Annotated in this window: 17 protein-coding genes, 1 pseudogene and 1 riboswitch; of the genes and pseudogenes, 8 read left to right on the top strand and 10 right to left on the bottom strand. The window is 59.9% G+C overall.

The window, feature by feature from the left end; genetic code table 11:
- Positions 1 to 85: 85 nt before the first annotated feature.
- The 6 genes and pseudogenes from EN818_RS34445 to EN818_RS17855 form a co-directional block, all read right to left on the bottom strand.
- Positions 86 to 157 (bottom strand): annotated as a pseudogene (locus tag EN818_RS34445) (hypothetical protein); the annotation flags it as partial.
- Positions 158 to 174: 17 nt separating this feature from the next.
- Positions 175 to 1,143, bottom strand: a complete 969-nt coding sequence (locus EN818_RS17875) for an ABC transporter permease (RefSeq protein ID WP_135904927.1) — start codon at positions 1,141 to 1,143, stop codon at positions 175 to 177.
- 61 nt (positions 1,144 to 1,204) lie between these two features.
- The gene (locus EN818_RS17870; protein ID WP_245482209.1) at positions 1,205 to 2,785 is read right to left on the bottom strand and encodes an ABC transporter substrate-binding protein; all 1,581 of its coding nucleotides are present in this window, start codon (positions 2,783 to 2,785) and stop codon (positions 1,205 to 1,207) included.
- Between the two features lie 77 nt (positions 2,786 to 2,862).
- Entirely contained in the window at positions 2,863 to 3,741 is an 879-nt protein-coding gene (locus EN818_RS17865; RefSeq protein WP_127404853.1) for a dihydrodipicolinate synthase family protein, read from the bottom strand.
- A 553-nt stretch (positions 3,742 to 4,294) separates the two neighbouring features.
- A complete protein-coding gene (locus EN818_RS17860; protein ID WP_245518837.1) occupies positions 4,295 to 4,885 on the bottom strand; it encodes a DUF1349 domain-containing protein in 591 nt (196 codons plus the stop codon).
- A 134-nt stretch (positions 4,886 to 5,019) separates the two neighbouring features.
- Positions 5,020 to 5,727: a hypothetical protein gene (locus EN818_RS17855; protein ID WP_245482207.1), complete on the bottom strand. Its 708-nt coding sequence runs from the start codon at positions 5,725 to 5,727 to the stop codon at positions 5,020 to 5,022.
- A 479-nt stretch (positions 5,728 to 6,206) separates the two neighbouring features.
- Here EN818_RS17855 and EN818_RS17850 point away from each other — a divergent pair, with 479 nt between their 5' ends.
- The gene (locus tag EN818_RS17850) at positions 6,207 to 7,802 is read left to right on the top strand and encodes a GMC family oxidoreductase N-terminal domain-containing protein (protein WP_245518840.1); all 1,596 of its coding nucleotides are present in this window, start codon (positions 6,207 to 6,209) and stop codon (positions 7,800 to 7,802) included.
- A 256-nt stretch (positions 7,803 to 8,058) separates the two neighbouring features.
- On the opposite strand, the gene EN818_RS17845 is transcribed toward EN818_RS17850, so the two are convergent.
- The 4 genes from EN818_RS17845 to EN818_RS17830 form a co-directional block, all read right to left on the bottom strand.
- On the bottom strand, positions 8,059 to 9,201 hold the full coding sequence (locus EN818_RS17845; protein WP_127404851.1) for an extracellular solute-binding protein: 1,143 nt from the start codon (positions 9,199 to 9,201) through the stop codon (positions 8,059 to 8,061).
- 143 nt (positions 9,202 to 9,344) lie between these two features.
- Positions 9,345 to 10,427 carry an ABC transporter ATP-binding protein gene (locus EN818_RS17840; protein WP_135904931.1) on the bottom strand — a complete coding sequence of 361 codons (1,083 nt, stop codon included), beginning with the start codon at positions 10,425 to 10,427 and terminating at the stop codon, positions 9,345 to 9,347.
- Between the two features lie 15 nt (positions 10,428 to 10,442).
- Positions 10,443 to 11,231, bottom strand: a complete 789-nt coding sequence (locus tag EN818_RS17835) for an ABC transporter permease (protein ID WP_135904933.1) — start codon at positions 11,229 to 11,231, stop codon at positions 10,443 to 10,445.
- Complete coding sequence (locus tag EN818_RS17830; protein ID WP_245518838.1) at positions 11,232 to 12,080, bottom strand: ABC transporter permease; 849 nt, start codon at positions 12,078 to 12,080, stop codon at positions 11,232 to 11,234.
- A gap of 711 nt (positions 12,081 to 12,791) precedes the next feature.
- Here EN818_RS17830 and EN818_RS17825 point away from each other — a divergent pair.
- The 7 genes from EN818_RS17825 (at position 12,792) to EN818_RS17795 (ending at position 19,383) form a co-directional block, all read left to right on the top strand.
- On the top strand, positions 12,792 to 14,045 hold the full coding sequence (locus EN818_RS17825; protein ID WP_189523804.1) for an MFS transporter: 1,254 nt from the start codon (positions 12,792 to 12,794) through the stop codon (positions 14,043 to 14,045).
- A riboswitch (TPP riboswitch) is annotated at positions 14,046 to 14,157 on the top strand.
- 112 nt (positions 14,158 to 14,269) lie between these two features.
- Positions 14,270 to 16,090 carry a phosphomethylpyrimidine synthase ThiC gene (gene thiC, locus EN818_RS17820; protein ID WP_135904937.1) on the top strand — a complete coding sequence of 607 codons (1,821 nt, stop codon included), beginning with the start codon at positions 14,270 to 14,272 and terminating at the stop codon, positions 16,088 to 16,090.
- Entirely contained in the window at positions 16,087 to 17,070 is a 984-nt protein-coding gene (thiO, locus tag EN818_RS17815; RefSeq protein WP_127404846.1) for a glycine oxidase ThiO, read from the top strand. Before thiC ends, thiO begins: the two co-directional genes overlap by 4 nt.
- A complete protein-coding gene (thiS, locus tag EN818_RS17810; protein ID WP_127404845.1) occupies positions 17,054 to 17,251 on the top strand; it encodes a sulfur carrier protein ThiS in 198 nt (65 codons plus the stop codon). The genes thiO and thiS overlap by 17 nt, the downstream gene beginning before the upstream one ends.
- 4 nt (positions 17,252 to 17,255) lie before the next feature.
- Positions 17,256 to 18,029 carry a thiazole synthase gene (locus EN818_RS17805; protein WP_127404844.1) on the top strand — a complete coding sequence of 258 codons (774 nt, stop codon included), beginning with the start codon at positions 17,256 to 17,258 and terminating at the stop codon, positions 18,027 to 18,029.
- Positions 18,026 to 18,631, top strand: a complete 606-nt coding sequence (locus EN818_RS17800; RefSeq protein WP_135904939.1) for a thiamine phosphate synthase — start codon at positions 18,026 to 18,028, stop codon at positions 18,629 to 18,631. The genes EN818_RS17805 and EN818_RS17800 overlap by 4 nt, the downstream gene beginning before the upstream one ends.
- Positions 18,622 to 19,383 carry a hydroxymethylpyrimidine/phosphomethylpyrimidine kinase gene (locus EN818_RS17795; protein ID WP_135904941.1) on the top strand — a complete coding sequence of 254 codons (762 nt, stop codon included), beginning with the start codon at positions 18,622 to 18,624 and terminating at the stop codon, positions 19,381 to 19,383. Before EN818_RS17800 ends, EN818_RS17795 begins: the two co-directional genes overlap by 10 nt.
- Positions 19,384 to 19,610 lie beyond the last annotated feature (227 nt).

Below are 19,610 nucleotides of genomic sequence, written 5' to 3'. Positions count from 1 at the left end.
GGGTTATGGGCGCGAATGGAGCGCCGACGATTTCATCGAAGGCGTAGGGACTGAAAAATGGTCCGAGCGAAGCAAGAGCAACGATGATGACGACCAGGACCAGAGCGATGCGAGCTGCTGGCTTCGCCAAGGTCAGGCGCAGGACGGAGCGGCGCATACGGTCAATCCCTTCGACTAGGTCGTACCGCGCGCCACGCGCAGCCTTGGATTAAGAAGAAGGATCAGCGCTTCGGACACCAGGTTGATCAGCACATAGGTGGCGGTGATGATCAGCGTGATGGCGAGCACTGTCGGCATGTCACGGTTGATGACAGCTTCCGAGAGCGCGCTGCCGATGCCAGGCAGCTGAAAGACGGACTCGGTGACCACCACTCCACCAGCCAACCAGGCTGCGTTCAACGCGATCGTCTGGATGGTCGGTGTGATGGTGTTGGGAAGAACATGGCGCAGCAATACCTGCGCGGGGCTTATGCCCCTCAGCCGCACCATATAGATGTATTCGGCGCTCAGCACTTCGAGTGCCACCGCCCGCACCATCCGTACGACCTGGGCAAGTGTGGTGCCGAGCAGTGTCAGAACCGGCAAAATGAAAAGGGTCGATTGAGATGAAAGGGGGAGACTGTCGTTGATCAGCGATACCGGCGGCAGCCAACGAAGATAAACTGCGAAAAGTACGATCAACACCGTGCCGATGACGAACTCAGGCAGGGCGACGATCACGATCGTCGGAACCGATATCAGGTGGTCAGCCAATCTGTCTTTGAAGAGCGCCGCTGCAATGCCGAGCACGAAGGAGAGCGGTATCAGCAGAAGCAGCGATGTGACCGTCAGTATCAGGGTGTTAATAGCCCTCGGCCCAATCGCCTCCCAGACTGACCGCCCGGACGGTATCGACCGGCCGAAGTCGCCGGTGAGTGCGCCCCCGATCCAGCTCGCATATTGCACGACTGCAGGCTGGTCCATGCCGAACTCGCGCCTGAGCGCCTCAACCGCCGAAGGATCAGCCTTGGCACCGAGCGCAGCCCGGGCCGGATCTCCTGGCAGATATAGGGTCGCGGCAAAGACGACGATGGAGACGGCAAACAGCGTGACGGCAGCCAGGGCTATTCTTGTCAAAAGAAGCTGGAGCAAAGGCTTGTTCAAGGAGGTCACTCTTCACAAAAGGGGTGCCACCGCAGCCTGGCCGGCCACGGCGGCTTGCAGCCTACGCGAAATAGACGCTTTCGAACTGATAATAGCCAAGATTTCTCTGGGTGGAGGGAACGATGTTCTTGACCTTGGCGCTGGAGGCATCGAGAAGATCACGGAAGCCCCAGATGATGTAAGCTCCCTCATTCCAGAGGACCTTCTGAGCCTCTACGTAATATTCGCGGCGCTTGGGGCCGTCGAATGTGGTCCTCGCCTTGCTTACCCACTTATCGAACTCGTCGCTGGTCCAATCCGGTTCGTTCCAGTAGGCCCCCCTCGCATAGCCTTGCCCGAATTGAGATTCGAGAGTGTGCTGTCCCCAATCCGAACTGCCCATCTGCGTCTTTTTGAAGTTCGGCCCGGAATAGTAGCTGTCGGGCGGCACGACCAGAAGTTCGATATTGACGCCGATCTTCTTGGCCTGGTTGGCGATGAGCGTAGCCGACGCCTGCATGCCTGGAGCGGCATCCGAGGTGTAGAGGGTAATCGCCTGGCTGTTGTCAAAGCCCGCCTGCTTGAGCAGAGATTTCGCCTGATCCGGGTCGTAAGCGCGTTGCGGCAGCTCGGAGGCGTAGTCTGGATCGGTGATGCAATGCAGGTCGTTGCCAATCCTGCCATATCCCGACAGTGCGTTGTCGAGCAGTTGCTGGCGGTCGATCATGAGCCGGAACGCCTGGCGGACGCGCACGTCCGTAAAGGGTTTCAGGTTCGTCATCATGAATTGGTCGGTCGTGGCACCGCTCTTCGAGCGCAGCAGGGTGAGTGCGGGATTTGCTTCAATCAGGCGCGCAAGACTTCCATCGAGCTGAGCCACGGCATCGACCTGGCCGGCCACCAGCGCGTTCATTCGCGCGGTCGGGTCGTTGATCGCGATGAATTCGACACCGTCGAGATATGGCTGGCCCGGTGTGCGATAGTTATCGCTGCGCGCGAGCGTCACCCGCTGGCCGCGGGACCACGACACGAACTTGAAGGGCCCGGTCCCGATCGGCTTGTCGAAATCGGTCGTGCCGTCCTTCATGAGGAACATGACCTTGCTGCCCAGCACTTGCGGAAGCAGCGCATAGGGCTGTTTCAACGCAACTTCGACCGTATGGGGATCGAGTGCACGCACCCCTTTCGGCTCCAGGAGCGGCGCCAGGTTGGGATAGGCGTCGGCCTTGTTGTCGGAATTGAGAATGTACTGGATGGTGTAGACGACGTCCTTGGCCGTGAAAGGCGCGCCGTCATGCCAGACCACACCTTTCTTGAGCTTGATTTTCCAGACGTTGCCCTCGGCGTTGTGAGTGAAGTCATCCGCCAGCTTGTTGTAGAGATTGCCATCCTTGTCGAAGTCGGTGAGCCGGTCGAAGATCGACTGAGCGACTGCGAAATCCATATCGCCTGTCGAGATGAAGGGGTTGAGCGACGATTTCGCCCCGGCTGCGCCTAGGCCGACGCGGAGCGTCCCTCCCCGCTTCGGTTCGTCGGCCAGGGCCGGGCGAAGGCCCGCCCCGGCAAGCATTATGCCGGTGCCCAACAACAAGCCTGTCTTCAGCACATCGCGCCGCCCGATAAGCGTCGAACCTGCCTTGGGGGGATACACGTCCTTCCTCATTTCCTTATTCCCTCTGTTTTGATGGTTTGCTTTGGCTTATTTACTCGACGAACGGACAGGTTGCCGCCGCTAACGGCTTAGGCGAGCAGTCCGGCATGCTTCAGGGCCTTCAGGATGTTTTCCTGATCCTCCTTGGCCAGGTCGCCATTGGGCTTGCGCGGTTCACCCACCTTGCGGCCCTGGGCGTTGATGGCGAATTTGATACGGGCAGGGAAATTGACGCTCTTGGTCATCTCCCTTGCAAGAGGTGCGATCTTGTCCGTCAGCTTGCGGCCGAGGACGTAATCGCCGGCGGTGTGCGCGGCAAAGATTTCCCCGTACTGCTTTGGAATGACCGTATTGATGCCGGAGATCGAGGCCTGCGCCCCGAACAGAAAGCTCGCAATGTTCACGCTGTCCGCGCCGGCAGCGATGGCCACGCGGTCGCCAACCGTCTGGACCAGTTCCGTCACCGGCTCCAGCGCCACTTCTTTCACGCAGATGACCTCGGGCAGACGGGCAACGCGCTGCATGACCGCCGGCGGGTTGAAGAAATGGTTGTAGTAGATAATGGGCAGAGAGGTCGCCCTCCCGACGTCTTGGATGAACTTGTCCAGCCCATCCCCCGAGGGGGTATTGTAGATTGGCGGGCCAAGCATCAGCGCGCAGGCGCCGGCCTGCTTGGCGAGCAGACCACGCTTTATGGCGTCGCGGGTGGTGGTCGTGATGATCCCAGCGATTACGCGCAGTTTGCTGTTGGCCGTGGCTGTTTCGACCAAGAGCCCGAGTTCTTCTGCGGAAAGCTCATCCCCCGAACCGGTGCTTCCGCCGACCACGGCAAGGTGAATGCCAGCGCCTTCCATGAACCGAAGCTCACCCTTGAACAGCTCCAGGTCGAGATCACCATCGGGTCTGAAGGTCGAGACGAGCGGCGGGATGATCCCCTTGATCTCGTCTTTTTGAAGCACAGTTGCCATTGCCAATCCTTATTTCACTCAGTGAAAGTAACTATTACTGAATGAACATCCCGCGAAGCGCTGAAGTTGTCAAGAGCGTTTCGCAGCGGTGGCTTCGAATGAACAAGACCGGCCTGCCGCTGCTGTTTTCAGTCGGCCGGACCCGTTCGCGCGTCAGAACGCATTGATTTGCGTGGGGTTCAAAAGCCGCCACGGGCGACAAGCGCGGTCGGATGCCGATCGTTGTGGCGAAGCCCGCAACTCGCGGCTGCGAATTGGCATCGAGCCAGGTGCGCAGCCAAGGCGGCTTGCATTTTGGTGCGGCGACCGCGCTCGAGGTCGATCCGTAAGGATCGCTTTTTCTTGCGAACTGGAACGGACCATCCCGAAAACGTGTTGCGTTACATCCGTAACCACTCGGACCACGATTACTGGCGTCCTGCCACCTCGCATCACTGGCGCCTTGGCAGGGAACGCGGAGGCCATAAAGTCGGTCGCCGTTGGTCCCGATCGAAATCGATGATGAGGGACCAAGCGGGCTGAGCCGCTGTAGTCAACGGCCAATTATGGTCAGCTATTGTCCGTTGCGCAGATCGCTGATCTTGGCCACAGAAAGCTGGACGTCCGAAAAAACAGCGGTCGTCCCCTCGCCAGTCGGCGATTGAACGCCCAGTCCTATACGCACCGGCCGCCTTTCGACGCCGGGCAGAGTGAACCAGCGCAGGAAATTCCAGTACTTGCCGTCTTCCGAAAAATGGAACGCGATTGTTTCTCCATCGCAATAAGCGCGTAGCCACACATGGTCCCCGAAATGACGGGGTCCGTCCGAATCATCGGATGTGCCGCGAGTCACCACGCTCACAATGGTCGGCTTGCGCGCGGCGGAAAATTCGAACGCAATCTTTGCCCAATTGTTATCGTCACATGCGATGAAAATCGCGCCAGCGTCGTAAGCGGACGCGAATTCGACAGAAACCCTAGCAGACAGTGCAAAATGCTGCTCGTCGATCTCGCGCACCACTCGCGTGACATTCGCGACCCGGCTTTTGCCGCTCGGAGCGAAGAACCAGTCCGTCTTCGCTTTGGCCCGCAGCCGCACCGAGTTGTCCTCAATCGCCGCGATGCCGTTTTCAGTCCCCTCAACACGCATGCTGTCGAGCTTCATGTTCTTTCCTTCACTCTAACCAACTCGGTTGAGAAGCCCGCCGCTTAACCAGTTCGAACAGATCTCGGCGCCGATGCTTGATCGCCGACCGTCGCGAGGCGCGTCAACGATTTCCAGAGACTGGTCCGAAGCGATCAGGGGTGGAGTTCTACGGCGAGCCACACAGAATCGGTATCCGCGTAGTAGCGGTGCCAAGGGTAGGTCCACTCATTCTTGCCGGTGACCCTGCAGAAGGGGTCATGCGAATAACCGACCGGCATCACCACGTCTTCATAAATTGTGGTTTCGTCCCGCAGTCGAAACTTCTGCATCCGGCCGGAGCCGTGGATTTGTGTATGTGTTTCAAGGAAGCGGTGCTCATTGTGGATGAAGCAGTCAGTGTCTCCCGGCGACCACCAAAGGTTCAACTTGAGAGTGAACGTCTGGGGCGATCCCGGTGCTACGCGCTCATTGGTGAATACCAGAGGATCGGTGCTCACCGTACCGATCTCATCCTGCGGGGAAATGAAAAGCGGCGTATCGCGTGGGAAGCTCTTGATTCGATTGCCTAGCCAGTCCCAGCCGCGGAACATGCAGCCGCCAAGATTGGTGGCTTTTCGCACCTTCAGAAGCGCCGCCCGTTCCGCGAACTTGATTTGCCCGCCCTTCAGCCATGTCGACTTCCAGGCAGGCACGATCGCCGGATGCTCGTCCCCGGTGATCATCGCGCTGGGACTGATGTTCACAACGACAGCATCGTCAACGGGATAGTCACGGACATCTTCGACGAGCTTGGCGAAGATGAAGTCGTCGGCAAACGAAAGGTCTCTCGTCTGGTTCGGCACGGTTTTGTCGTCCATCATCAGGGTTACCTGCCCCGACCACACCACAATGCGGGAGCCGAAAGAAGTGCGCGTCCAGACGATTCTTGTCGCAACTTGATGTCGATTCTGCGCCACATCGCGAAGCGCCGCTGGGTACCGATGCGGCAAGGCCGACCTGGCAGTCGGGGTCGTCGGGAGATTGGTTGGCACGGCGCCGGCTACGCAAGCCGCCGAGCGCCGACACCACTGCAAACTTTCTCGCTCGGCGCGTCACCTTGCTTCCATGTTCCATATGTTGCGAACTTGTCATGCGGCCTCGATGCTTGCCTACTGTGCGAGATTGGCAGGGCCAACTCCGACATAGCGTCCTATCGATGTTCAAAAGGAGATGGAGATCTGCCGCGCCAAATCCGGCATGGGTCTGCACCGGACCGCACGCTGGAGTTCGATCAGAGGATTTCGTCCCCATGACAACGTATGGCTCGGCGCTCTTGGGGATCCGACCGCGGAATGAAATTATGCAGACAAGCTGTAATTACATAGTCGTTGGCGGCGGCTCGACCGGATGCGTGATCGCCGCGCGGCTTTCTGAAGATCCTGATGCCTCGGTCTTTCTGTTGGAGGAGGGACCGCGCGATTTCAACCCATACATCCACATACCGGGTGCCTACTACAAGACCGCGCAAGGGTCGCTCTTGAAACGGATTGACTGGGAGCCCACTGCAGCACAAACGCGCAGCCAGCAGCCGACCATGGTCCAGGCCCGAGTGCTGGGCGGTGGCAGTTCAGTCAATGCCATGATCTACATACGCGGGGCCCCGTCCGACTACGCACGCTGGGAAGCGCTCGGCGCCGATGGCTGGAACTATGATGATGTGTTGCCATTCTTTCTGCGGTCTGAAGACAACAACCGGTTCTGTAACCACGCCCACGCCGTAGGCGGACCGCTGGGTGTTTCCGACATCGACCACATTCATCCCCTCACACGGGCCTGGCTGCAGGCGTGCCAGCAGGCTGGGCTGCCTTATAATCCTGATTTCAATTCGGGTGACCAGGCCGGCTGCGGCCTATACCAGATCACAGCCAAAAACAGCCGCCGCAGCAGCTCCGCAACGGCATTCATCAAACCCGCTCGCCGCCGAGCTAATCTCCAGGTCCGAACCGGTTCGAGGGTCACGCGTATAATCGTGGAGAAGGGGCGGGCCGTCGGGGTGGAGTATGTGGCGAAGGGGCGCAAATGGGTGCTGATGGCCAATCGCGAAGTCATCCTGTCGGCGGGTGCGATTGCCTCGCCGAAATTGCTGATGTTGTCGGGAATCGGCCCGGCCGACGCTTTGCGCGGACATGGAATTCCTGTGGCTGCCGATCTGCCGGGTGTCGGACAGAACCTGCAGGACCATATCGAGATATCGCTCGTCTATCAGTTGAACGGGCCCCACAGCTACGACAAATACAAGAAGCCGCTCTGGAAAGCCGCGGCTGGGCTGAACTATCTGCTGTTCAGGGATGGCCCGGCTTCCTCGAACCTGATCGAAGGCGGGGCGTTCTGGTGGGGCAATACGAGCGAAGCGATCCCGGATGTCCAATATTTCATGGTCGTGGGGGCGGGCATTGAGGAAGGGATCGACGCCGTCCCTGGCGGAAACGGCTGCACGATAAACCTCGGGCAGATCCGGCCTCGGTCGCGAGGGGAAGTGACTCTCAAAAGCGCCAATCCTTATGACAACCCGCGCGTTGCGCCGCGGTATTTTTCCGACCCCTATGATCTCGATGCGGTGGTTGAAGGAACCATGGGGGCCTTCGACATCATGGAGCAGCCGGCCATCCGGCGCTACGTAGCATCGAGGCAAATCCCCTCTGCCGGAACAACGACGCCGATCCAAGTAAGAAGGTTCTGCCAAGAGGCCGCGCATGCAGCGCTTCACCCCGCCGGCACCTGCCGCATGGGCCATGACGATATGGCGGTCGTGGACCCAAGGCTCCGCGTTCACGGTCTCGAGGGTCTACGCGTGGCCGACGCATCCGTCATGCCAACCCTCATTTCAGGCAACCCCAACGCAGTCTGCATCATGATCGGCGAAAGAACAGCGGATTTCATCAAGCAAGGAAAGTAGGATCGCGCAAACCGCCTATTTTGTCGCGCCTACAGCGGCTCGTCCGCAAAGTCCTTTTTCCCGGCACGCCCTAGCTCCGAGGTTTTAGACAAAGTCGATGCTAAGGCTTACAAGGATGGGCGAGCGCCGCAGCCGCCATCCTCGTAAGCCATCAGGTGACAGAGCACCTATCGTGCCGCGCAAAGTGTTCAAAAAAGAGAAGGCACGACCTCTCGGTCGTCGCCTTCTTTTTGGGTGGCAACAATTGCGGGTTGCGTTAGCCGGCTTTGAACTCATTCCAGGCGGCCACCCAGTCGGCATAGGTGGCGAACGTGTCCGATTTCAGCGGCGGGATGCCCAAGAGCGGCGACGACTTGAAGATGCCGGGAACGTCAGAATAGTCGAACAGCGCCTTCGTTTCGGCAGGCAACAGGTCTACGGCTTTGGAGGATACCACTCCGGAGGCGTTGCGCGCCGCCACCTTGGCCTGAACCTCGGGCGAGATCGCCATGTTGATGAAGGCATGCGCTGCTTCAGGATTATCCACGGCCGGCGGGGTGAACCAGGCATCGCACCAAGTTCCAGCCCCCTCCTTCGGGATTGTATATTCGGTCTTGAAGTTCTGCTTGGCTGTTTCAACAGGAATTCCGGTCCAGCCGCAGAACAGGGCCGCAATTTCTCCGGAAACGAATAGTGATACCAGATCGCCGTAGGTGAGGCTGATGGTTCGCGACTGGTCGCGATATTTGGTCAAATTAGCGAAAATAGCCTTCATCTCGTCGTGCGTGACATTCGGAAACTTATCGCCCAACCCGGCCATACGTGCGGCAATTGGCCAAGTAGCCAGGGTATCGTCTACGAGAGCGATCTTGCCCTTCAACTCGGGCTTGAGCAAATCCTCGTAGGATTCGGGCTTTGCCATCAGAGCCGGGTTGTAGACGAGCGCGTTCAGTCCCCATTGATATGGCACGCCGAATAGCTTGCTGTCCCTGAACCAGGTCGGCTTCTCATAGAAGACGTCGAAGAGGTTATCCTTACTGTAGTTCGAGAGCTGGGCCCTATCGAGGGGTTTTGTGATTTTGAGAATGTCAATATAGAGGTCAGCGTATCCTTGATTGTATTCGGCCGCATCAAAGGGCGGCGGATTAGGAACGCTGAACTTGGTCGTGACATCGTCCTGATTGCCGATCGCACTGACCTGAACATTGACCTCGTTCTTTGCTCGCCACTCGGCAAGTTCATCGGTAAGCTCAAAGCCCTCCCAGGCCATAATTTGGATATCGCCACCAGCGGCTCGCGCCGCGCCTGAAAAGAGCGGGCCCAGCACAGCGCTGCCGGCTAGGGAGGCAGCCCCTCCCAGGAACGCCCGGCGACCCATTGCGGTTTGCATGATTTCGTTTGTAGACCAGATTTTTCTCATTTCGATTCCCCTGTTTTAGAGCTGACTACTGGTTGGAGTCTCCGGGGTCTGCGGCAGTTTCACAATTTCGCATGGTGGAAATTGGCGCCGCCCATCGTCGCAGTGTCTGCTTCGCTATGCGAAGGATGAAACCCCGCTGCTGCCTAGCCTGCAGGCAGCATGACAACGTTTGCGGTATCCCAGCATACGCATGTGCGAGCGTTGAGGCTCGGCAATGAAGTTCGAGCGTCATTTTGTACCTGGACCCGCACACGCGATTGGTCGTCGAGGCGCAGCGTGTAGAACGATCGACTGCCAATGAAAACGATGTCCTCTACCGTTCCCTCGGCTCTCTGCAAGGAATCCTCGACGCGGAAGCTGAGCGCCTCCGGACGGATCGAGATCACGACGTTTTCGTGCGCGCTTGCATCTGGGAAACCATCGGCGTGAAATTGGATCCCGGAAGCTGTGACGGCGGTAGCGCTGGCCCCATTGGCTTGCGTGATGCGCGCATCGAACAGATTGGTTTCACCAAGGAACTTTGCGGCGAACAGGGATTTGGGCTTGGCGTACATATCTCGCGGCCGATCAACCTGAACGACGCGCCCCTTCTCCATGAGCACGACACGGTCCGACAGGATCATTGCCTCATCCTGATCATGCGTGACGTAGACAAATGTCGCGCCTGTTTCAGCGTGGATTCGCTTCATTTCGCCAAGCATGTGCTGCCGGATCTTTAGATCCAGCGCGGCCAGCGGCTCATCGAGCAGCAGGACCTTGGGCCGATTAACCAGCGCTCGCGCGAGCGCTACGCGTTGGCTCTGGCCACCGCTGATCTGGTCGATGTAGCGGCTGGCAAAACTTTCCATTTGCACGATGCGCAGAATTTTCTGAACGCGGTCTTTGATCTCGTCCTTAGGCAGACCTCTCACCCTGAGGCCGAAGGCAACATTCTCGAAGACATCGAGATGGGGAAACAGCGCGTACCGCTGGAAAACCATGTTCACGGGCCTGGCTTCCGGCGGCATGCTCGCGACGTCTGCTCCGGCAATTCGCAAGGTGCCCGAAGACAGCGCCTCGAAGCCTGCAATGAGGCGCATCAATGTTGTTTTCCCGCAGCCGCTGGGCCCGAGAAGCGTCAGAATCTCTCCCTCGGCAATCGACAGGTTGATATCGCTGAGCGCGGTGAAGTTTCCGAAGACCTTCTTGCCGGCGGAGATCTCGATGATTGGAGGGGCGGTATTCATGGGTCAGTTAGTTCCTCAAGGTATCGTGCGGCCAGCAATGGAGGAATTGCGGCGAAGTTGGCCAATGGCCCAGGCCGCAATGAGAATGGCGATCGAAAATGCCAGCGCGAGCGTGGATACCGCGTTGATGAGCGGTGTGACGGTGCGGCGCATCATGGACCAGATGTACATTGGAAGGGTCGTCTCGGTGCCGGCAACGAAGGACGTCACCACAAACTCGTCGAAGGACACGGCAAAAGCCAGAATCGCTGAAGAGATCAGCGTTGGCGCCATCAGGGGCAAGGTCACCCTCGCGAAGGTCTGCAGGCTACTTGCGCCGAGATCCCGCGCGGCCTCCTCGAGGGAAGGATCGAAGAGGCTGAGTCGCGCCCTCATCGCCACCACGAGAATTGGAATAGCGATGACCACGTGCGAGATGACAATCGTAGCGGTGGATAGCTGGATACCTGCCTGCGCGAATAGCACCAGCAGAGACACGCCCACGAACAGGCCTGGAAGGGCAATCGGCGTTATCGTGAAAGCTTCGATCAGGAAGCGCCCAGCTTGACCGAAACGCAACCATGCAAGTGACGTGGATGCGCCAAGCAAAAGGGTGATCAAGGCTGTCAGGGCCGCGACGGTCAGGCTCTTGAGGACTGCCTCGATAAGCAGCTGATTGCCAAAGAGGTCATGGTACCAGCGAAGGCTGAACCCCGCGAATGGGAACGACAACGCAGGTGAGGCATGGAAACTGAAAAGAACGATGATGACCAGCGGCGCCAATAGAAAGGCGAGGATGATCCAAACGACAAGCCGCAGAAGCATCTACGCCTCCTCCAACACTACAGCGCCGCGTCGCTTGGCAATCATCCCCGTGGCTCGCCCGATCGTCATGACCGCGACGTAGAGAGTGGCGGAGACCGCAAACATGATAAAAGCCTGGGCAGCGCCAAGCGGCCAATTTCCGGTCTTGCGGAACTGATCCGCAATTAAGAGTCCTGTCGTCTGTCCGGACGATCCGCCAAGCATCTGTGGGGTTACATAGTCGCCTGCCACCAGGATGAATGTCAGCATAAAGGCGCCGACAAGCCCGTTTGCCGCATTTGGGGCGATGACGCGGAAGAAGGCCCCCAGCGCCGAGGTGCCAAGATCTCGCGATGCATCGACGAGGTCGCGCTTGATCTCGCTCAGCGCTGAAACCACCAGGAGAATGCAAAACGGCAGGTAGATATGCGTCAGTGTGATGGTGACGGCGAAAGAGTTGAAAATGAAAGCCGTTACAGGCTCGTGGATGATTCCCATCTCGAGAAGCACGGTATTCAACAGGCCGTTGGTGCCGAGCAATGTGCGCCAAGCGTAGATGCGAACCAGGTAGCTTGAAAACCAAGTGATCAAAATCAGATAAAGGATAATTTGGGAACGGCTCACATATACCAGATAGTAACCCACCGGGATGGCTAGCAGGACTGATATGGTGGCGGTAATCAACCCGATCCGAATTGCGTTTAAAGTCACCTTCCAAAAGACGGCTGACGTCAGAGAATCCAAGTAGTTGGAAAATTGGAAATCGGGAACGATCCGGTATGCCTCGGACGACCAAAAGCTATATATGAAAAGCCCAATTGCAGGAGCTACAAAGAAGACAAACATATATAACGCAGCTGGCGTTGCCAATATGCTTCCCAAACGAGTCTGGTGATTTACCAATTTCTCACCCAATTCATTTGCTAATGTTCTACATGTATCCGATTCGACGGCTCTGACGATCTTCTAAAGTACTTGACGGTTTGAGCAGACGGCGCTCATTGTTCCCACTGGCAGCGGCTGGTCGCGCCTTTTTATTGGGTGGTTTAGTCTCTGCTCCTTATTTCAGCAATTTCGCATGACGACCATTTGTGACGCGATGATGCGCACAGCTAGCGAAATACTGCTTCGAGAGGAAATCCGGGCAACATAACCCGGCCGGAGTCGTTCCCTGGAGATGCGCTAGATGGCCACCTTCGTGGAGATCGAGTTCGTACCGCCAACAGATGAGCCTGGCCTTTCGCCAACCCTGGCGCGCCCAAGTCGTCACGCGGGTCACAATCTGTCGGAACACGAGTCCCGGCTCCCCATGCAATCGTCGTACCAGCCAGCCCAATGGAGTAGCTCTGCCTTGCGCGTTGGCTCCAGCACAAACTAAAGGCGTTCAAGTCTTGCGTCGCTTTGCGTCGGCGATCGGTGGACTGCGAAATTGTTCGGAACGACCGAATACCTACCTTGTGACATCGGGACGAAATCGGTGCACATCGAGACCGGCTTAGTCAGCAGCGGCGGCGACGCCCCCTTCGCCCGCATACCCGCGGGAGCCGGACGACGATATAGCCAAGCCGGAGAGCTATGATAGTGAACGATTTTTCGACAATCCCGCTAGCCATCCAAAATAGCCGTTTGTTTTGCAGCCTCTTCTTTTTGGGTGGCGGCCTCGGTATTGGAGCCTGGGCGTCCTCCCTTCCTGTTCTCAGCGTTCAGATGAATCTGGATAAGGGTCAGCTTGGACTGGTTTTAATTTGCTTCGCTCTCGGCGCGATCGCAATGATGACCAATGTCGGCCGCTTGGCGACGATTGTTCCAAGCAGTGTGCTCAGCCTACTGGGTTCGCTCACGTTCGGCGCCGCGCTGTTGGCTCTCCCTTATGCCGAGAGCGCCCATTGGCTGGCTGTGATTGTGTTTTTCGCCGGTGCCGGGTTTGGAACGCTCGACGTGTCGATGAACACTGACGCCGCAGCGTTGGAGCGTTTTTTGCACCGGCAGGTAATGTCGTCATTCCATGCCGTGTTCAGTTTTGGAAGCTTGGCCGGCGCTTTGGTCGTGGGTCAAATACTGTCGCGCGGCGGCGCTCTGAACCTCTGCCTCGGGGTGACGGGAATTGGTGTTGCAGTGATTGCTCCCGTCGCCTGGATTGGTTGGAACAAGTCAAGCTGGATCCACACCCCTCCCGCCCCTGTCGAGACGAAGGATGCTCAGCTCCAGGGCGTCTTCAAGACCCATCTCTACCTGCTTGGCGGTCTCGCATTTCTAGGAATGCTGGCCGAGGGCGGAATGATGGATTGGAGCGCCATCTACATCGTGACGCGATCCGGTGCAGCAGAGAGCACTGGAGCCTACGGCTTCGCTGCATTCGCGACGATGATGGCAATGGGACGCTTGTTCGGTGATGCCATCGCCAACCGAATCGGTCAGATGCGCACGTTGCGCTACTGCGCTGTGGTTTGCGCAGCTTCAGTGGTCGCAATAATCCTCATGGGCGGCAATCTTACCGTTGCTCTCGTGGCGCTAACGGTGTGTGGTCTCGGCCTTGCCAACATTGTGCCTACTCTTTTTGCGGCCGCTGGTCGTGTGAGCGGCACGTCCGTTGCTCGTGCCATGTCAACTGTGACGACGATGGGATATGCCGGACTGCTGCTGGGACCAGGATTGCTGGGGCTGATCGCTCAAATCTCCTCGCTCGCCGCCAGCTTCGGGGTCATCGCGCTGGCATTCGTCGCAATTTCTTTCTCGACGCGGTCCCTGACGCATACCAACGGCCACTTGCAGGGCTCATTTAAGGCGGCAAGCGCTGCAAGCGTTGACAGCGCGACCTCCCATCGTCCATCTTAAGCGCCTCACCAGGGGAGTCCCGGCAAGGGGCTGAGATACTGCTATTGCGCGCAGTGACCCGTTGAACCTGATCCAGTTCATACTGGCGTAGGGACGGTGCGAGGTTTCGCGGGTCGGCAATCCGGCTTCGGTATTCGGGCAGTGCCCGTCTTCCAGGCGAAGCGTCACTTCCTCCTCTTCGCGTGGACTGGGTCTCCGTTGCACTCGAGCAAGGAGGCTCACTCATGAATGCCCACACCCCGACCGTCACTGTCGGCGAATTGCCCGCTTCGAAGAAAGTCCACAAACCGGGCCAACTTCACCCGGGCCTGCGTGTCCCGATGCGAGAGATCTCGGTTCATCCGAGCGCCGGCGAACCGCCGGTCACGGTGTACGACTCGTCCGGTCCCTACACCGACGCGACGGGGAAGACCGAGATCGAGCGCGGCTTGCCGCGGTTGCGCGAGGCGTGGATCGAGGCACGCTGCGATGTCGAGCGCTACGAGGGCCGCACGATCAGGCCCGAGGACAACGGCTTCGTCTCGGCTGATCGCCTGACGCCGGAGTTCCCGGTGCGCAACAGGCCGTTGCGCGCCACTGGCGGCCGTGCCGTCACCCAGCTTGCCTACGCACGCGCCGGCATGATCACGCCGGAAATGGAGTTCGTCGCCATCCGCGAAAACCTCGGCCGCGAGCAGTTGCGTTCGAAACTTCAACGCGATGGCGAGAGCTTCGGCGCGGCGATCCCGGACTTCGTCACGCCGGAATTCGTGCGCGACGAGGTGGCGCGCGGCCGCGCCATCATCCCGTCCAACATCAACCATCCCGAGAGCGAGCCGATGATCATCGGCCGCAACTTCCTGGTCAAGATCAACGCCAATATCGGCAATTCGGCCGTCACCTCGTCGATGGCTGAAGAGGTCGAGAAGATGGTGTGGGCGATCCGCTGGGGCGCCGATACGGTGATGGACCTCTCGACCGGCCGCAACATCCACAACATCCGCGACTGGATCGTGCGCAACGCGCCGGTGCCGATCGGCACGGTGCCGCTCTACCAGGCACTGGAGAAGGTCGGCGGGATTGCCGAGGCGCTGACCTGGGAGGTCTATCGCGATACGCTGATCGAGCAGGCCGAGCAGGGCGTCGACTATTTCACGATCCACGCCGGCGTGCGGCTGCCCTACATTCCGCTCACCGTCGACCGCGTCACCGGCATCGTGTCGCGCGGCGGCTCGATCATGGCCAAGTGGTGCCTGCACCACCACAAGGAGAGCTTCCTCTACGAGCATTTCGAGGAGATCTGCGACATCTGCCGTACCTATGACGTGGCGTTCTCGCTCGGCGACGGTCTTCGCCCCGGCTCGATCGCCGATGCCAACGACCGAGCCCAGTTCGCCGAGCTGGAAACGCTTGGAGAGCTCACCAAGATCGCCTGGGCCAAGGACTGCCAGGTGATGATTGAAGGCCCCGGCCACGTGCCGATGCACAAGATCAAGGAAAACATGGACAAGCAGCTCGCAGTCTGTGGCGAAGCGCCGTTCTACACGCTGGGGCCGCTCACCACCGACATCGCGCCGGGCTACGACCACATCACATCCGGCATCGGTGCGGCGATGATCGGCTGGTTCGGAACGGCGATGCTTTGCTACGTCACGCCGAAGGAGCATCTCGGCCTGCCCGACCGCGACGACGTCAAGACCGGCGTCATCACCTACAAGATCGCCGCTCACGCCGCAGACCTCGCCAAGGGCCATCCGGCCGCCAAAGTCAGGGACGACGCGCTGTCTCGCGCGCGCTTCGAGTTCAGGTGGGAGGACCAGTTCAACCTGTCGCTCGATCCCGAGACGGCGCGCGCCTTCCACGACGAAACCCTGCCGAAGGAAGCACACAAGGTGGCGCATTTCTGCTCCATGTGCGGCCCCAAATTCTGCTCGATGCGGATCTCGCACGACATCCGCGCGGAAGCGCAGAAGGAAGGGCTCGCGGCCATGGCGGCGAAGTACCAGGACGGCGGCGATCTTTACATGCCCGTCGACCGCGCCCCGGAGCGCACGGACACGCCATGAAGGTGCTCATCCGCGGAGCGGGCGTTGCCGGGCTGACGCTCGCGCACGAACTGGCAACGCGCGGCACCGATGTGATAGTGGCCGAGAAGCGGATGGAGATCGCCGGCAATGCCTCCTGGCAAGCCGGCGGCATGCTCGCGCCCTGGTGCGAACGCGAGAGCGCCGAAGAGGCGGTGCTCACGCTCGGACGCGGCGCGGCCGACTGGTGGGACGCAGCATTGCCCGGCCATGTCTCGCGCAGGGGCACCCTGGTCGTGGCGCCTGCACGCGATGCCGGTGAGTTGGACCGGTTCGGCCGCCGCACATCCGGCTTCAGGCCGGTCGACGCCAATGAGATCGCTGCGCTGGAACCCGCCCTCGCCGGCCGGTTCCGGCGCGGCTTGTTCTTCGGCGAGGAGGCGCATCTCGACCCGCGCAAGGTCTTGCTTGCGCTTCGCGACAAGCTGATCGGCATGGGCGTTAGGCTCGAATTCGGCCGCAGCGCTGTCGCGACCGTACCGAACTACGAGATCGACTGCACCGGTATCGCCGACAGGCGGCCGGAGCTGCGCGGCGTCCGCGGCGAGATGCTCATTCTACGATCAGGCGATATCTCGCTTGCCCGGCCCGTTCGTCTGCTGCATCCGCGCATCCCGATCTACGTGGTGCCTCGCCCTGAAAACCTCTTCATGGTTGGCGCGACGATGATCGAAAGCGATGCCGCGGGCCCGATCACCGCGCGATCCACCATGGAGCTGCTCGGTGCCGCCTATGCCCTACATCCGGCCTTCGGCGAGGCTGAACTGGTCGAAACAGCCGCCGGGGTGCGTCCCGCCTTCGCCCACAACCTGCCACGGGTCGAGCGAGACGGAAAGCGTCTTCGCATAAATGGCCTTTACCGCCACGGCTTTCTGCTTTCGCCGGCGATGGCCCGACTGGCGGCTGACATGATCCTGGGAAACCGCGCACCAAAGGAGTTTTCTCTTGAAGCTCATCATTAACAACCAGAACCGTGATGTTGCGGCCGAGACGCTTGCCGCGCTTATGACCGAACTCGATTATGAGGGTGGCTGGCTCGCCACAGCCCTCAATGGCGAGGTTGTTCCGGCCAAGGAGCGCGACCGCTGCCGACTGACCGAAGGTGATCGCATCGAGATCCTGTCTCCGATGCAGGGAGGGTGATCCAATGCTTGAACTCTATGGACAAAAACTCTCGTCGCGCCTTCTGCTTGGCACCTCGCTTTACCCGTCGCCTGCCGTGATGGCCGAGGCCGTGAAGGCGTCGGGCACCGAGGTCGTAACTGTATCGCTGCGCCGCGAGAGCGCGGGCGGCAAATCAGGCGGCCAGTTCTGGTCGCTTATCCAGTCGCTTGGCGTTCGCGTCCTGCCCAACACCGCCGGCTGCCACTCGGTCAAGGAGGCGCTGACGACGGCCCGAATGGCACGTGAGGTGTTCGGCACGGACTGGATCAAGCTCGAGGTGATCGGCAACCACGATACACTGCAGCCGGATGTTTTCGGATTGGTGGAAGCCGCGAGGATCCTCAACGCCGAAGGCTTTGCGGTTTTCCCATACACGACCGATGATCTGGTTGTCGCCGAGCGGCTGCTCGACGCCGGCTGCGAGCTTTTGATGCCCTGGTGCGCACCGATCGGCTCGGCGCGTGGACCGCAGAACCCCGAGGCGTTGCGGAGCCTGCGCGGTCATTTCCCCGGCGTCTCGCTTATCATCGATGCCGGCATCGGCAGACCGTCGCATGCGCTGGCCGCGATGGAACTCGGCTACGACGCGGTGCTCCTCAACACAGCAGTCGCCAAGGCCGGCGATCCAATCGCCATGGCGGCAGCCTTCGGCAAGGCGGTCGAGGCTGGTCGCCAGGCCTATTGTGCCGGCCCGCTTGAGCCGCGTGACGTGGCCGTCCCCTCCACTCCGGTGATCGGGATGGCGGCATTCTCATGAAACTCGATCCGTTCTACCTGATCGTCGATTCCGCCGCCTGGGTCGAACGTCTTGTGCCGCTTGGCGTGAAGCTGGTGCAACTACGTATCAAAGACCTCGACGAAGCTTCGCTGCGCCGAGAGATCCGGGTGTCGAAGGGGATATGTGAAGGCCATGGCTGCCAGCTCATCGTCAATGACTACTGGCGTATCGCGATCGAAGAGGATTGCGATTTCGTCCATCTCGGCCAGGAAGACTTGGCCGAGGCCGATGTGGAAGCGATCCGCAGGGCGGGCTTGAAGCTCGGCCTAAGCACCCACGACGAGGCCGAACTCGAGACCGCGTTGCAAGCCAAGCCCGACTATGTCGCGCTTGGGCCGATCTATCCGACCATTCTCAAAGCAATGAAATGGGCCCCCCAAGGGCTGGACCGCATCACGCTGTGGAAGCAGCGCATCGGCAGGCTTCCGCTCGTGGCCATAGGCGGACTCACCGTCGAGCGGATTGCCGGTGTCTTCGCGCAAGGAGCCGCAAGCGCCGCCGTCGTGACCGACATAACCCGCAACGTTCATCCCGAGGCACGTACATTGGAATGGCTGGCGGCCACGGCCCCATGGCGATGACCCAACACGTGCTGATAGTCGCGGGCTCGGATTCCAGCGGGGGGGCCGGGATAGCCCGCGATGTCGACACCGTGTCCGCCTTTGGCCTCCGCAGCTGTCTCGCCGTCACGGCCGTTACCGCACAGACGCATTCTGCCGTCGAGCACATCGAGCATATGCCGCCGGACCTTATCGCCGCCCAGATGCGCACTGCCTTTGCCGCCAGCCGGGTCGCGGCCGTCAAGATCGGCATGCTGGGGACGGAGGCGGCAATCGAGGCAGTCTGCTCTGTACTGGCGGACAACCGCCCAGTCCCGATCGTCATCGACCCGGTGCTGGCCTCGACTTCGGGACGGCTGTTGTTGGAGGCGGACGCAATCGACGCGCTTCGTCGCGATCTGATGCCGGCCTGCCGCTTGGTCACGCCTAATCTCGCCGAATTGGCTGCGCTGACTCGCTCTGTGCTGGCGTTGGACGAAGAAGCCGCTTGCCAGCAGGGCAAGCGACTAGCCAGCAATGTTGGAACCATGGTGCTGGTCAAGGGCGGACATGCGCAGGGATCGCAAGCGGTTGACCTGCTTCTTCCACCAGACGGTCCGGCCATCCGGTTCGAAGCAGCGCGCCTGAAGCACAGGATGAGGGGTACCGGTTGCATGCTCTCCACCGCTGTCGCGGCCTTTCTTGCCCTCGGCTCTTCACTCGAAGAAAGCGTTCGTGGTGCAAAGCAATATGTTTTCGAACGGTTTGTTAGAGAGGGAGCTAAGTTGACGTAGTCCATCTGTCCCAGCCATCTGCCGTCCGCTCTCCATTGACCAAAGCTTTCGATCTGCTGTGCGCGGAGGCAAAGCGCACCACCGAGCGAACGGCCCAGATCTACCGCAGCCAGCATGCAAAGACCGGCGCGCTGATCATTTGCCCAAAGTAGGGGCGCACTTGTATCAGCACGGCCAGCTGCCCTGCCCGCGGCGACGACGGCTGAGCTGTTCGTCGAGAAGGATCG

Origin of the sequence: Mesorhizobium sp. M3A.F.Ca.ET.175.01.1.1 (genome assembly GCF_004791945.1) — a bacterium.
Lineage (GTDB): Bacteria > Pseudomonadota > Alphaproteobacteria > Rhizobiales > Rhizobiaceae > Mesorhizobium.
The sequence above is the reverse complement of the archived record's forward strand: the minus strand, read 5'-3'. Positions and strand labels throughout refer to the sequence as shown.

What these genes read in the sequence shown, in the direction of transcription:
- EN818_RS17860 (WP_245518837.1), bottom strand. Translation starts at nt 4,885, where the DNA reads ATGAAGCTCGACAGCATGCGTGTTGAGGGGACTGAAAACGGCATCGCG.
- EN818_RS17840 (WP_135904931.1), bottom strand. Translation starts at nt 10,427, where the DNA reads ATGAATACCGCCCCTCCAATCATCGAGATCTCCGCCGGCAAGAAGGTC.
- EN818_RS17795 (WP_135904941.1), top strand. Translation starts at nt 18,622, where the DNA reads ATGGCGATGACCCAACACGTGCTGATAGTCGCGGGCTCGGATTCCAGC.
- thiC (WP_135904937.1), top strand. Translation starts at nt 14,270, where the DNA reads ATGAATGCCCACACCCCGACCGTCACTGTCGGCGAATTGCCCGCTTCG.
- EN818_RS17845 (WP_127404851.1), bottom strand. Translation starts at nt 9,201, where the DNA reads ATGAGAAAAATCTGGTCTACAAACGAAATCATGCAAACCGCAATGGGT.
- EN818_RS17855 (WP_245482207.1), bottom strand. Translation starts at nt 5,727, where the DNA reads ATGATGGACGACAAAACCGTGCCGAACCAGACGAGAGACCTTTCGTTT.
- EN818_RS17850 (WP_245518840.1), top strand. Translation starts at nt 6,207, where the DNA reads ATGCAGACAAGCTGTAATTACATAGTCGTTGGCGGCGGCTCGACCGGA.
- EN818_RS17805 (WP_127404844.1), top strand. Translation starts at nt 17,256, where the DNA reads ATGCTTGAACTCTATGGACAAAAACTCTCGTCGCGCCTTCTGCTTGGC.
- EN818_RS17865 (WP_127404853.1), bottom strand. Translation starts at nt 3,741, where the DNA reads ATGGCAACTGTGCTTCAAAAAGACGAGATCAAGGGGATCATCCCGCCG.
- EN818_RS17835 (WP_135904933.1), bottom strand. Translation starts at nt 11,231, where the DNA reads ATGCTTCTGCGGCTTGTCGTTTGGATCATCCTCGCCTTTCTATTGGCG.
- EN818_RS17870 (WP_245482209.1), bottom strand. Translation starts at nt 2,785, where the DNA reads ATGAGGAAGGACGTGTATCCCCCCAAGGCAGGTTCGACGCTTATCGGG.
- EN818_RS17800 (WP_135904939.1), top strand. Translation starts at nt 18,026, where the DNA reads ATGAAACTCGATCCGTTCTACCTGATCGTCGATTCCGCCGCCTGGGTC.
- thiO (WP_127404846.1), top strand. Translation starts at nt 16,087, where the DNA reads ATGAAGGTGCTCATCCGCGGAGCGGGCGTTGCCGGGCTGACGCTCGCG.